9 protein-coding genes are annotated in these 13,706 nt (G+C 52.1%); 6 read left to right on the top strand and 3 right to left on the bottom strand.

Features of this window, described 5'->3' with window-relative positions; all coding sequences use genetic code 11:
- Window positions 1–409 precede the first annotated feature (409 nt).
- The 6 genes from pdhR (at window position 410) to yacL (ending at window position 11,414) form a co-directional block, all read left to right on the top strand.
- Window positions 410–1,174 (top strand): pyruvate dehydrogenase complex transcriptional repressor PdhR, encoded by a 765-nt coding sequence (pdhR, locus tag ACA108_03690; GenBank protein ID XEX96661.1) that lies wholly within the window; start codon window positions 410–412, stop codon window positions 1,172–1,174.
- A 143-nt stretch (window positions 1,175–1,317) separates the two neighbouring features.
- Window positions 1,318–3,981: a pyruvate dehydrogenase (acetyl-transferring), homodimeric type gene (aceE, locus tag ACA108_03695; GenBank protein ID XEX96662.1), complete on the top strand. Its 2,664-nt coding sequence runs from the start codon at window positions 1,318–1,320 to the stop codon at window positions 3,979–3,981.
- Window positions 3,982–3,996: 15 nt separating this feature from the next.
- On the top strand, window positions 3,997–5,880 hold the full coding sequence (gene aceF, locus ACA108_03700; GenBank protein ID XEX96663.1) for a pyruvate dehydrogenase complex dihydrolipoyllysine-residue acetyltransferase: 1,884 nt from the start codon (window positions 3,997–3,999) through the stop codon (window positions 5,878–5,880).
- Between the two features lie 218 nt (window positions 5,881–6,098).
- Window positions 6,099–7,523, top strand: coding sequence for a dihydrolipoyl dehydrogenase (lpdA, locus tag ACA108_03705; GenBank protein XEX98009.1), 1,425 nt, complete (start codon window positions 6,099–6,101; stop codon window positions 7,521–7,523).
- Window positions 7,524–8,301: 778 nt separating this feature from the next.
- Window positions 8,302–10,899, top strand: a complete 2,598-nt coding sequence (gene acnB / locus ACA108_03710) for a bifunctional aconitate hydratase 2/2-methylisocitrate dehydratase (protein XEX96664.1) — start codon at window positions 8,302–8,304, stop codon at window positions 10,897–10,899.
- Between the two features lie 152 nt (window positions 10,900–11,051).
- Complete coding sequence (yacL, locus tag ACA108_03715; GenBank protein ID XEX96665.1) at window positions 11,052–11,414, top strand: protein YacL; 363 nt, start codon at window positions 11,052–11,054, stop codon at window positions 11,412–11,414.
- A 29-nt stretch (window positions 11,415–11,443) separates the two neighbouring features.
- Here yacL and ACA108_03720 read toward each other — a convergent pair whose 3' ends face one another.
- From ACA108_03720 to ACA108_03730, 3 genes are read right to left on the bottom strand one after another with little or no spacing between them, the layout of a single operon-like run.
- Window positions 11,444–13,039 (bottom strand): FKBP-type peptidyl-prolyl cis-trans isomerase N-terminal domain-containing protein, encoded by a 1,596-nt coding sequence (locus ACA108_03720; protein XEX96666.1) that lies wholly within the window; start codon window positions 13,037–13,039, stop codon window positions 11,444–11,446.
- Window positions 13,036–13,344, bottom strand: a complete 309-nt coding sequence (locus ACA108_03725; protein XEX96667.1) for a permease — start codon at window positions 13,342–13,344, stop codon at window positions 13,036–13,038. Before ACA108_03725 ends, ACA108_03720 begins: the two co-directional genes overlap by 4 nt.
- Entirely contained in the window at window positions 13,316–13,483 is a 168-nt protein-coding gene (locus ACA108_03730; GenBank protein XEX96668.1) for a hypothetical protein, read from the bottom strand. The genes ACA108_03725 and ACA108_03730 overlap by 29 nt, the downstream gene beginning before the upstream one ends.
- Window positions 13,484–13,706 lie beyond the last annotated feature (223 nt).

The raw sequence follows: 13,706 nt of genomic DNA on the forward strand, positions 1-13,706 counted from the left end.
AAGTGGCGGTGTTTGCACCTGCTTTCTATAGCTGTCGCAACCGGTTGGATAAAAAGAGAGCAGCGTGAGGTCTGCGTCTTAGTGCACCTGTCCATTATTTATGGAATATAAGTGGTTTTTTTTGAATTTATATTCATCTTTTTAGCTATTGAATCGGTTCAGTCTGCAAAAAAACGCAAGTTTTGTCGTTTACGGAACGTTAAATAGCGTCCGCCGTGGTGAACATAAAATTTGTGCAAAGTTACAGGTATGAAACGGCGGTTCTGGAATGTTGTTAAAATGTGTCCGCTTTAATGATTTCAATCAAAACCAGGATGGACAGAAGGTGAATACTTTGTTACTTTAGCGTCACGAATGTGAAATTGGTCATACCAATTGACTCTGGGCTAAATGGCAGAGATAGGGAAGAATGGCCTACAGCAAAATCCGCCAACCAAAATTATCCGATGTGATTGAGCAGCAGTTGGAGTTTCTCATCCTTGAGGGCACCTTGCGTCCCGGCGAAAAACTTCCACCCGAACGTGAACTGGCAAAGCAGTTTGACGTTTCTCGTCCTTCCCTGCGCGAGGCTATCCAGCGTCTCGAGGCGAAAGGACTTCTGCTTCGTCGTCAGGGCGGTGGCACTTTTGTCCAAAACAGCCTCTGGCAGAGCTTAAGCGACCCGCTTGTAGAACTGCTTTCTGACCATCCCGAATCCCAGTTTGACCTGCTTGAAACCCGCCATGCCCTCGAAGGGATCGCCGCTTACTACGCCGCACTGCGTGGGACGGACGAAGACCTCAAGCGTATCGGCGACTGCCACTTAGCGATTCAGCAGGCCCAGGAATCAGGCGATTTAGACGCCGAATCCGATGCCGTTATGCAGTACCAAATTGCAGTAACTGAAGCCGCACACAACGTTGTGCTACTACACTTGTTGCGCTGCATGTCGCCTATGCTCGAACAAAACGTTCGTCAGAATTTTGAATTGCTCTACGCGCGCCGTGAAATGCTGGCGCAAGTGAGCAGCCATCGCGCCAGCATTTTTGCGGCGATTATGGCTCGTCAGCCGGAGCAGGCGCGTGAAGCGTCGCACCGTCACCTGGCGTTTATTGAGGAAATATTGCTGGATCGCAGCCGTGAGGAGAGCCGTCGTGAACGTTCTCTGCGCCGCCTTCAGCAACGTAAGGAATAAGAGCCAGATTTTGGGCTCTCAAGCGCCAATCTTAGAGCGCGGCAACTAAACGCAGAACCTGTCTTATTGTGCTTTTCAGGGAAAGCACAATGGGACAGGTTCCAGATAATCAACGTATTAGACACAGATAAGGAATACCACCCATGTCAGAACGTTTCCCAAATGACGTGGATCCGATCGAAACTCGCGACTGGCAACAGGCGATCGAATCGGTCATCCGTGAAGAAGGTGTTGAGCGTGCTCAGTATCTCATCGACCAGCTACTGTCCGAAGCCCGCAAAGGCGGCGTTAAAGTGGCAGCTGGCACAGGTGCAGCCAACTACGTAAACACTATTGCCGTTGAAGATGAACCGGAATACCCGGGCAATCTGGAGCTGGAGCGTCGTATTCGTTCTGCTATCCGCTGGAATGCCATCATGACCGTGCTGCGTGCGTCTAAAAAAGACCTCGAGCTGGGCGGTCACATGGCATCTTTCCAGTCTTCCGCAACTGTCTATGATGTGTGCTTCAACCACTTCTTCCGTGCTCGCACAGAAAAAGACGGCGGCGATCTGGTGTACTTCCAGGGCCACATCTCTCCGGGCGTGTACGCGCGTGCCTTCCTGGAAGGTCGTCTTACTGAAGAGCAGATGAACAACTTCCGTCAGGAAGTCCACGGCAACGGCCTGTCTTCTTACCCGCACCCGAAACTGATGCCTGAGTTCTGGCAGTTCCCGACCGTCTCTATGGGTCTGGGTCCAATCGGTGCGATTTACCAGGCTAAATTCCAGAAATACCTGGAACACCGTGGTCTGAAAGACACCTCCGCTCAGCGCGTTTACGCGTTCCTGGGCGATGGCGAGATGGATGAGCCAGAATCTAAAGGCGCCATCACTATCGCTACCCGTGAAAAGCTGGACAACCTGTGCTTCATCATCAACTGCAACCTGCAGCGTCTTGATGGCCCGGTCACCGGCAACGGCAAAATCATTAACGAACTGGAAGGTATCTTCGCGGGCGCCGGCTGGAACGTTATCAAAGTCATGTGGGGTTCCCGCTGGGACGAGCTGCTGCGTAAAGATACCAGCGGTAAACTGATTCAGCTGATGAACGAAACCGTTGACGGCGATTATCAGACCTTCAAATCCAAGAACGGCGCTTACGTGCGTGAGCACTTCTTCGGTAAATATCCTGAGACTGCCGCACTGGTTGCTGACTGGACTGACGAGCAGATCTGGGCGCTGAACCGCGGTGGCCACGATCCGAAGAAAGTCTACGCTGCACTGAAAAAAGCGCAGGAAACCAAAGGCAAAGCAACCGTGATCCTGGCTCATACCATCAAAGGGTATGGCATGGGTGACACCGCTGAAGGGAAAAACATCGCTCACCAGGTTAAGAAAATGAACATGGACGGCGTGCGCTATGTCCGCGATCGTTTCAATGTGCCTGTGGCTGATGCCGACATCGAAAAACTGCCGTACGTTAAGTTCGAAGAAGGCAGCGAAGAATACAAATACCTGCACGGCCAGCGTGAAAAGCTGAACGGCTACCTGCCGTCTCGTATGCCTAAGTTCACCGAGAAACTTGAGCTACCTAAGCTTGAAGATTTCAGCCAACTGCTCGAAGAGCAGAATAAAGAGATCTCCACCACTATCGCTTTCGTTCGTGCTTTGAACGTGATGCTGAAGAACCCGTCTATCAAAGATCGTCTGGTTCCAATCATCGCCGATGAAGCGCGTACCTTCGGTATGGAAGGTCTGTTCCGTCAGATTGGTATTTACAGCCCGAACGGCCAGCAGTACACCCCGCAGGACCGTGAGCAGGTTGCTTACTACAAAGAAGACGAGAAAGGTCAGATCCTGCAGGAAGGTATTAACGAGCTGGGCGCAGGTTCTTCCTGGCTGGCTGCTGCGACCTCTTACAGCACCAACAACCTGCCGATGATTCCGTTCTATATCTACTACTCCATGTTCGGTTTCCAGCGTATCGGCGACCTGTGCTGGGCAGCAGGTGACCAGCAGGCACGTGGCTTCCTGGTAGGCGGCACTTCCGGTCGTACCACGCTGAACGGTGAAGGTCTGCAGCACGAAGATGGCCACAGCCATATTCAATCTCTGACTATCCCGAACTGTATCTCTTACGATCCTTCTTACGCTTACGAAGTGGCTGTCATCATGCATGACGGTCTGGAGCGTATGTACGGTGAAGCGCAAGAGAACATTTACTACTACATCACGACCCTCAATGAAAACTACCACATGCCTGCGATGCCGCAGGGTGCGGAAGAAGGTATCCGTAAAGGTATCTACAAACTGGAAACCGTTGAAGGTAGCAAAGGTAAAGTTCAGCTGATGGGCTCTGGTTCTATCCTGCGTCACGTACGTGAAGCAGCGCAGATCCTGGCTAAAGACTACGGCGTAGGCTCTGACGTATTCAGCGTCACCTCCTTCACCGAACTGGCCCGTGACGGTCAGGACTGTGAGCGCTGGAACATGCTGCACCCAACTGAAGAACCACGCGTACCGTACGTTGCTCAGGTTCTGAGTGATGCGCCTGCGGTGGCATCTACTGACTATATGAAACTGTTCGCTGAGCAGATCCGTAACTTCATCCCGGCAAGCGACTACCGCGTACTGGGCACTGATGGCTTCGGTCGTTCAGACAGCCGCGAAAACCTGCGTCACCACTTCGAAGTTGACTCATCCTACGTGGTTGTTGCCGCGCTGGGCGAGCTGGCTAAACGTGGCGAAATCGATAAGAAAGTGGTAGCGGAAGCCATCACTAAATTCAATATCGATGCAGATAAAGTTAACCCGCGTCTGGCGTAAGAGGTAAAGAAGATAATGGCTATCGAAATCAACGTACCGGACATCGGGGCTGATGAAGTTGAAATCACCGAGATCCTGGTCAAAGTGGGCGACAAAGTTGAAGCTGAACAGTCGCTGATCACCGTAGAAGGCGACAAAGCCTCTATGGAAGTTCCGTCACCGCAGGCTGGCGTCGTTAAAGAGATTAAAGTCTCCGTTGGCGACAAAACCGAAACTGGCAAACTGATCATGATTTTCGATTCCGCCGAAGGTGCAGCAGCCGCTGCACCTGCTCAGGCAGAAGAGAAGAAAGAAGCAGCGCCAGCAGTTGCTCCTGCAGCTGCGGCAGCAAAAGAAGTGAACGTACCTGATATCGGCGGTGACGAAGTAGAAGTTACCGAGATCATGGTTAAAGTTGGCGACAAAGTAGAAGCAGAGCAGTCTCTGATCACCGTTGAAGGTGACAAAGCTTCTATGGAAGTCCCGGCGCCGTTCGCAGGCGTTGTGAAAGAGATCAAAATCAATACCGGCGACAAAGTGTCTACCGGCTCCCTGATTATGGTCTTCGAAGTGGCGGGTGCTGCACCTGCTGCAACAGAATCTAAAGCTGAAGCCGCTCCGGCAGCAGCAGCGCCAGCGGCATCCGGCTCGAAAGAAGTGAACGTGCCCGATATCGGCGGCGACGAAGTAGAAGTCACCGAAGTGATGGTGAAAGTGGGCGACAAAGTTGCCGCTGAACAGTCGTTGATCACCGTTGAAGGTGACAAAGCTTCTATGGAAGTGCCGGCTCCGTTTGCGGGCGTGGTTAAAGAGATCAAAATCAGCACCGGTGACAAAGTGTCTACCGGCTCCCCGATCATGGTCTTCGAAGTTGAAGGCGCAGCGCCAGCTCCGGCGGCTAAGCAAGAAGCGGCAGCTCCGGCTCCTGCGGCAAAAGCTGAAAAACCAGCGGCTGCATCAGCTGCGGCTTCCGGCAAAACTGAATTCGCTGAAAACGACGCTTACGTCCACGCGACTCCGCTGATTCGCCGCCTGGCGCGCGAGTTCGGTGTGAATCTGGCGAAAGTGAAGGGCACTGGCCGTAAAGGCCGTATCCTGCGCGAAGACGTTCAGGCTTACGTGAAAGACGCTGTTAAACGCGCTGAAACTGCTCCGGCAGCGACGGGCGGCGGTCTGCCAGGCATGCTGCCATGGCCGAAAGTCGACTTCAGCAAGTTTGGTGAAATCGAAGAAGTGGAAATGGGCCGCATCCAGAAAATTTCTGGTGCCAACCTGAGCCGTAACTGGGTGATGATCCCGCACGTTACCCACTTCGACAAAACCGACATCACCGATCTGGAAGCGTTCCGTAAGCAGCAGAACGAAGAAGCGGCTAAGCGTAAGCTGGACGTGAAGTTCACTCCTGTGGTGTTCATCATGAAGGCGGTTGCAACTGCACTTGAGCAGATGCCTCGCTTTAACAGCTCCCTGTCCGAAGACGGCCAGAAGCTGACGCTGAAGAAATACATCAACGTCGGCGTGGCGGTTGATACGCCAAACGGCCTGGTGGTTCCGGTGTTCAAAGATGTGAACAAGAAGAGCATCACCGAGCTGTCCCGTGAACTGATGGCTATCTCCAAGAAAGCCCGTGACGGTAAGCTGACCGCTGGCGAAATGCAGGGCGGCTGCTTCACTATCTCAAGCCTGGGCGGTATCGGGACGACTCACTTCGCGCCAATCGTTAACGCGCCGGAAGTGGCTATCCTCGGTGTCTCCAAGTCCGCGATGGAGCCTGTGTGGAACGGTAAAGAGTTCGTGCCGCGTCTGATGATGCCAATGTCTCTCTCCTTCGACCACCGCGTGATTGACGGTGCTGATGGTGCGCGCTTTATTACCATCATCAACAACACCCTGGCAGATATTCGTCGCCTGGTGATGTAAGCCAAAAAGCCGGCCTGCTGGTCGGCTTTTTTCTGATAATCTCATGATGCTGTTTGGGATTATCTGCTGCATAGGACAAAACGTTTGCCGTTTGTTGTTTCAAAATTGTTAACAATTTTGTAAACTGCACGCGGATAGAACGTCCCGGTGGATGATGGGCGTTGTGATACATCAGAAAAATAACGTCAGACCCGCCGGAAATAAATTAAGAGGTCATGATGAGTACTGAAATCAAAACTCAGGTCGTGGTACTTGGGGCTGGTCCTGCTGGTTACTCCGCTGCATTCCGTTGCGCTGATTTAGGTCTGGAGACCGTCATTGTTGAACGTTACAGCACCCTTGGTGGTGTTTGTCTGAACGTTGGCTGTATCCCTTCTAAAGCTCTGCTGCACGTTGCTAAAGTTATCGAAGAAGCGAAAGCTTTGGCCGAGCACGGCATCGTTTTCGGCGAGCCGAAAACCGACATCGATAAAATCCGTACCTGGAAAGAAAAGGTTATCAACCAGTTGACTGGTGGCCTGTCCGGTATGGCGAAAGGTCGTAAAGTTAAGGTCGTTAACGGTCTGGGTAAATTTACCGGCGCTAACACTCTGGTTGTCGAAGGCGAAAACGGCCCGACTACCATCAACTTTGATAACGCGATTATCGCGGCGGGTTCCCGTCCGATTCAGCTGCCATTCATTCCGCATGAAGATCCGCGCGTATGGGATTCCACCGACGCTCTGGAACTGAAATCCGTACCAAAACGCATGCTGGTTATGGGCGGCGGGATCATCGGCCTGGAAATGGGTACCGTTTACCATGCGCTGGGTTCAGAGATTGACGTGGTTGAGATGTTCGACCAGGTTATCCCTGCCGCCGACAAAGACGTGGTTAAGGTGTTCACCAAGCGTATCAGCAAGCAGTTCAACCTGATGCTGGAAACCAAAGTGACCGCCGTTGAGGCCAAAGAAGACGGTATCTACGTCTCTATGGAAGGCAAAAAAGCCCCGGCAGAAGCGCAGCGTTATGATGCGGTGCTGGTTGCTATCGGCCGCGTACCTAACGGTAAGCTGCTGGACGCGGGCGCTGCCGGGGTTGAAGTAGACGACCGTGGCTTCATCCGTACCGACAAGCAAATGCGCACCAACGTGCCACACATCTACGCAATCGGCGATATCGTCGGTCAGCCGATGCTGGCGCACAAAGGTGTTCACGAAGGTCACGTTGCCGCAGAAGTTATCGCTGGCATGAAGCACTACTTCGACCCGAAAGTGATCCCATCGATTGCTTATACCGAACCAGAAGTTGCGTGGGTTGGTCTGACCGAGAAAGAAGCGAAAGAGAAAGGCATCAGCTACGAAACTGCCACCTTCCCGTGGGCTGCTTCTGGCCGTGCTATCGCTTCCGACTGCGCAGACGGTATGACCAAGCTTATCTTCGACAAAGAGACTCACCGTGTTATCGGTGGTGCAATTGTCGGGACTAACGGCGGTGAGCTGTTAGGCGAGATTGGCCTGGCTATCGAAATGGGTTGTGACGCAGAAGACATCGCGCTCACCATCCATGCGCACCCGACTCTGCACGAGTCAGTGGGTCTGGCCGCCGAGATCTTCGAAGGTAGCATCACCGACCTGCCAAACCCGAAAGCGAAGAAAAAGTAACTTTTCGAGTTTGATGAAACGGCCCTGCGGGGCCGTTTTTTTTGGCTAAAAGGCCGCCCTTGCGGGCGGCCAGTAGCTTAATTGCCCTGGTTCAGCACCAGCAGAATCGTGATGTCTGAAATATTCCAGCCACCCTGACTCAGCGCGATAACCGAACCCAACACAAGGATAAGCGCGTAAAGCAGACGCATTTCCATTGCGTGTTTCCGTAAAAACTACGGCGATCCTTTCTTCACCGGGAAAGGCAGAACCAGGCAAGCGTATTAGATTTTCCACGTAGGATGGATGAACTGCTTCCGGACCCGGTGACTGGCTGCTACACCAGCGAAGCAGGCCGCTGGTGAATATAGATAAAAGCGGTGTGCTTGAATATGGCGTTTTAATGTTTGCAAAGAGTTGCATCCACTTTTTGGCAGGTGTGCACAAAATGAACAGTTTAACTTGCGCCTGATGATTTCAGGAGGCAAAATAGTTTTCGTATTAGGTTTGCCACAAAACATTTCTCCGCATCGTGTGCTACCACTTTGCAGAGACAAACGAACCGCCGAAAGGCGGTTTTTTTGTGAACAAAATTCATTTCCGGAAAGGTAAACCTAATCCGTAACGATTCAGCAAAAATAGTATGTTGCTTTTTTGTAAACAGATTAACTCCCCCTGAAAATCCTGCTATGCTGCCCGACGCGGTATCGGGCATTTACCCTACAAACTGCTGTCTCACAGGAGCGTGAAGAGATTAGCCTGGTGGCGCCATATGACAATGAGAGCGAGGAGAACCGTCGTGCTAGAAGAATACCGTAAGCACGTAGCTGAACGTGCCGCCGAGGGGATTGTTGCAAAACCATTAGATGCAACCCAAATGGCCGCACTGGTTGAGCTGCTGAAGAATCCGCCTGCTGGCGAAGAAGCATTTCTGTTAGATCTGATCACCAACCGCGTTCCACCAGGCGTCGATGAAGCCGCCTACGTTAAAGCCGGTTTCTTGGCTGCCCTCGCCAAAGGCGACGCTACTTCCCCATTAATCTCCCCTGAAAAAGCAGTCGAACTGCTTGGTACCATGCAGGGCGGATACAACATTCACCCGCTGATTGACGCGCTGGACAACGATAAGCTGGCTGCCATTGCCGCCAAAGCGCTATCTCATACGCTGCTGATGTTCGACAACTTTTATGACGTTGAAGAGAAGGCGAAAGCGGGCAACACCCACGCGCAGCGGGTTCTGAAATCCTGGGCTGACGCCGAGTGGTTCCTGTCTCGTCCAAAGCTGGCCGAGAAAATCACCGTTACCGTCTTCAAAGTGACCGGTGAAACTAACACCGATGACCTGTCTCCTGCGCCGGATGCCTGGTCCCGTCCGGACATTCCACTGCACGCTCTGGCGATGCTGAAAAACGCCCGTGAAGGCATTGACCCGGATCAGCCGGGCAGCGTCGGTCCAATCAAGCAAATCGAAGCCCTGAATGAGAAAGGCTTCCCGCTGGCGTATGTTGGTGATGTTGTCGGTACCGGTTCATCCCGTAAATCCGCCACTAACTCCGTGCTGTGGTTCATGGGTGACGACATCCCTAACGTGCCGAATAAGCGCGGCGGCGGTGTGGTTCTGGGCGGTAAAATTGCGCCAATCTTCTTCAACACCATGGAAGATGCCGGTGCGCTGCCGATTGAAGTGGACGTTAACGACCTGAACATGGGCGATGTTATCGACATCTATCCGTATAAAGGCGAAGTGCGTAACCACGACACCAACGAAATTATCGCTAATTTCGAACTGAAAACTGACGTGCTGCTTGATGAAGTGCGCGCCGGTGGCCGTATTCCGCTGATCATTGGTCGCGGTCTGACGACTAAAGCACGTGAAGCGCTCGGCCTGCCGAACAGCGAAGTCTTCGTCCAGGCAAAAGACGTGGCGGCCAGCACCCGTGGCTTCTCTCTGGCGCAGAAAATGGTTGGCCGTGCCTGCGGCGTGGACGGCATCCGTCCTAACCAGTATTGCGAACCAAAAATGACGTCCGTCGGCTCTCAGGACACCACCGGTCCAATGACCCGTGATGAACTGAAAGACCTGGCGTGCCTGGGCTTCTCAGCCGACCTGGTGATGCAGTCCTTCTGCCACACCGCGGCTTATCCTAAGCCTGTGGATGTGACCACACACCACACTCTGCCTGACTTCATCATGAACCGTGGCGGCGTGTCGCTGCGTCCGGGCGATGGCGTTATCCACTCCTGGCTGAACCGCATGCTGCTGCCGGATACCGTAGGTACCGGTGGTGACTCCCACACCCGTTTCCCTATCGGCATCTCCTTCCCGGCTGGTTCCGGTCTGGTGGCGTTTGCCGCTGCGACCGGGGTTATGCCGCTGGATATGCCTGAGTCGGTGCTGGTGCGCTTCAAAGGTAAAATGCAGCCGGGTATCACCCTGCGTGACCTGGTACACGCTATCCCGCTGTACGCTATCAAGCAGGGCCTGCTGACCGTTGAGAAGAAAGGTAAGAAGAACATCTTCTCCGGCCGCATTCTGGAAATTGAAGGTCTGCCAACGCTGAAAGTCGAGCAGGCGTTTGAGCTGACGGATGCTTCCGCAGAGCGTTCCGCTGCGGGTTGCACCATCAAGCTGGATCGCGAGCCGATCGAAGAGTACCTGAACTCCAACATCGTGCTGCTGAAGTGGATGATCGCAGAAGGCTACGGCGACCGCCGCACGCTGGAGCGCCGTATCCAGGGCATGGAGAAATGGCTGGCGGATCCGCAGCTGCTGGAAGCTGACGCAGACGCGGAATACGCAGAGATCATCGAAATCGATCTGAACGATATCAAAGAGCCGATCCTGTGCGCACCGAATGACCCGGACGACGCGCGACTGCTGTCTGACGTTCAGGGCGAGAAAATCGATGAAGTGTTTATCGGCTCCTGCATGACCAACATCGGCCACTTCCGCGCGGCGGGCAAGCTGCTGGACAGCCACAAAGGCCAGCTGCCAACTCGTCTGTGGGTTGCACCGCCAACGCGAATGGATGCGGCACAGCTCACCGAAGAAGGCTACTACAGCGTATTCGGCAAGAGCGGGGCGCGTATCGAAATCCCTGGCTGTTCACTGTGCATGGGTAACCAGGCGCGTGTGGCTGACGGCGCGACGGTAGTATCGACTTCTACCCGTAACTTCCCGAACCGTTTAGGGACCGGCGCGAACGTCTTCCTGGCCTCCGCAGAGCTTGCCGCAGTCGCCTCACTGCTGGGGAAACTGCCAACGCCTGAGGAATACCAGACCTTTATGGCGCAGGTCGATAAGACAGCGGTAGATACCTATCGCTACCTGAACTTCGACCAGCTTTCCCAGTACACCGAGAAAGCAGACGGCGTGATTTTCCAGACTGCCGTATAAGGTTTATACAAACCTGACAGAGGGAGGCTCAGGCCTCCCTTTTTATTCTCGGTCTGAAGGTTTCCACGCTGTTTTTCGTTGTCTTTACTGCGATACTTACCCTATACGCGACGAGGGTGCTGGCTTTCCCTCAGCAGGCAGAGGAAAACACCATGGAATATGAATTTTTGCGCGATGTCACAGGACTTGTGAAGGTGCGTATGTCGATGGGCCACGAAGTGGTGGGCCACTGGTTCAACGAGGAAGTAAAAGACAATCCGGGCCTGCTTGATGAAGTGGAACAGGCAATGGCGTCGGTGAAGGGCAGCGAGCGCCAGTGGCAGACCATCGGGCATGAATACACCCTGTGGCTTGACGGCGAAGAAGTCATTATCCGCGCCAACCAGCTGGAGATTTCGGGCGACGAGATAGAAGAAGGAATGAGCTATTACGACGAAGAGAGCCTGTCATTCTGCGGAGTGGAAGATTTCCTGCAGGTCATGAATGCCTACCGGGAATTTATCGCTGGCAGATAAGTTACATCAGGCCCTGACGGGCCTGATAATTATTTCTTTTTTCCCACTTCCACTATGCGAACGCTATAGGTCATGGTAGATCCCGGTGGGATTTTAGGCGGCACGCCTTTGCTACCATAGGCAAGTTCCGGTGGCACAACGATCGTTACGCTACCGTGGTCTTCCAGTCGCTCAAGAGGCGCGCGGAAGATAGCTGGATAATCGCTCAGCGGCTGCGACCAGACTTTTCCTGCAACTTCCATATCGCTCACTACGGTGCCGTCAGTCAGGGTTTCTTTCATTACTACCGTTACCGTATCGTCGGGTTTAATTTCCCCTTTACCGGCATAATCTATTCGACTGTAAACACCCTCTTTAAACTGCACATTTTTTTGTTTTTTAAACTTTTCGAGGTATTTTTTTCCTTCGTTTAATGCCTGTTTTTCAAGTTTATTCAGATTATTAAAAACTTCTTCGGTTGCTGCGAGCAAGGCTTTTTTGCGGGTTTGCTCATCCAGCGCTACGTTATCTGCGAAAACGTCTTCAATTCCTTTTAATACGGCAACGCGATCCATTTTAACACCCTGGATTTCCCGGGTTAATAACTCTTGTAAAACATCATCACCAAGCGATACGCCAACCGAGTAAGCCTGCTGCTGCGGGATCTTATCCAGATCGAGTTTAGGGGGATGGCTGCCAGCTATTTTTTGTAGTTCTGCCAGTTTTGCCGTTAAGGTCGCAACGCTATTGGTTTCTACCTTCAGAGCTTCTTTTTCCCGAGCAAACAGAGAGTTGAGCGTCTCTAGATCGGCGGCCAGCTTTTGCTTCTCGGCCATCGCGGTGTTGAGTGATTCCTGCAGAGTTTCTTTTTCCTTACCTGACTGGTTTTTGATTATTTCAAGCTCAGCGGCCAGCTTTTGCTTCTCGGCCATCGCGGTGTTGAGTGATTTCTGCAGAGTTTCTTTTTCCTTACCTGACTGGTTTTTGATTGTTTCAAGCTCAGCGGCCAACTTTTGCTTCTCGGCTGTTACGGCGTTGAATGAAGTCTGCAGGTTTTCTTTTTCCTTACCTGACTGGTTTTTGATGGCTTCAAGCTCGACGGCCAATTTTTGCTTCTCGGCCATCACGGCATTAATTGAGGCCTGCAGGCCTTCTTTGTTTTGGCTTAAATGGGCTTTCGTTTCTTCAAGCTGATTGGCAATTTTTATCTTGTCAGCCATCAGTTCATCAAGCGAAGCCTGCAGCCTGCTTATTTTCGCAAGCAATACTTGTTCTTTCTTTAGTGCCACTTCAGCCGCAGCAGATTTATTTTCCAGCTGCGCCTGCAGTTGATTGATCTTTTCATCTTTACGCGTTAACCAACCCTGTTGACTATTTTCTCTTTTGCCCGGTTGAGCGGAGGGATTCTGGCGGACTAAGGGTTTTTTTTTCTTTTCAACAGGTTTTGTTTCCGTTGCATCATGAATGTTATTATTACGCGCATAATTAAGTATGGCTGGAATGGCATTGTCATCATTGATCTGTGAGGTAATACTCACAAGCGCATCATCTTCTTGCGCGACAACGGCACAAGACACGATCAGCAAACCTGTCAAAATCGCAGATAAAGAAAAAGATGTTGGCTTCAGCTTGCCGAGAACATTCATCGTACGGCGTTCTCCCCGCGCGCAACCAGACTGTCCATTAACTCTTTATCAATGTCAGCACAGAGTTTTGCTGCTTTAAATTGATACATTGAATCAACGGCCTGGCGGGTCGATGTGGCGACCTGATCGCGTACCGAATTATATTGTGATGCGGCGCTGACCAGTGAATTAAAGCTAGTGTTATATTTGTAAGCCTGCTTTGCGTTGATCTGTTTAAGCGAATCCAACGCCTTTCTGCAGTAGTTAATCTTTGCCTGCTCGCTATTTTTTGCCTGATTAGACTCCGGCTGTACAACTGACTGCACTGCTGGTACCGGTGAATGTGTTGACGTTGACGTTGACGTTGACGTTGACGTTGACGTTGACGTTGACGTTGACGTTGACGTTGACGTTGACTTTGACGTTGCCGGGGGAGGCGTTTTCTTGTGTGAAATAAGGCTGCATCCAGCCAGTAACAGAATCGCCACGGGCAGCAGTCGAATTAAAGGTTTAGTGTCCAATATGTTCATTCCAGTGATCGATGAAATTATCCCTATAAATATCAGTGTAACAAATTAGGCTTTTGGGTATATCCCCGGAGGATTATTTCAGAATCCTTCTGCTGACATTGTCTTAAAAAAACCGACAGTTTATTGCCGGCTTTTATAGATATTTGAGCGTAGTCAAA

It is taken from the genome of Dryocola sp. LX212 (assembly GCA_041504365.1).
In the GTDB taxonomy this organism is placed as follows: domain Bacteria; phylum Pseudomonadota; class Gammaproteobacteria; order Enterobacterales; family Enterobacteriaceae; genus Dryocola.

Excerpts from the sequence above, each read along its gene's own strand:
- pdhR (XEX96661.1), top strand. The coding sequence starts at position 410 with ATGGCCTACAGCAAAATCCGCCAACCAAAATTATCCGATGTGATTGAG.
- aceE (XEX96662.1), top strand. The coding sequence starts at position 1,318 with ATGTCAGAACGTTTCCCAAATGACGTGGATCCGATCGAAACTCGCGAC.
- aceF (XEX96663.1), top strand. The coding sequence starts at position 3,997 with ATGGCTATCGAAATCAACGTACCGGACATCGGGGCTGATGAAGTTGAA.
- lpdA (XEX98009.1), top strand. The coding sequence starts at position 6,099 with ATGAGTACTGAAATCAAAACTCAGGTCGTGGTACTTGGGGCTGGTCCT.
- yacL (XEX96665.1), top strand. The coding sequence starts at position 11,052 with ATGGAATATGAATTTTTGCGCGATGTCACAGGACTTGTGAAGGTGCGT.
- ACA108_03720 (XEX96666.1), bottom strand. The coding sequence starts at position 13,039 with ATGAATGTTCTCGGCAAGCTGAAGCCAACATCTTTTTCTTTATCTGCG.
- ACA108_03730 (XEX96668.1), bottom strand. The coding sequence starts at position 13,483 with ATGCAGCCTTATTTCACACAAGAAAACGCCTCCCCCGGCAACGTCAAA.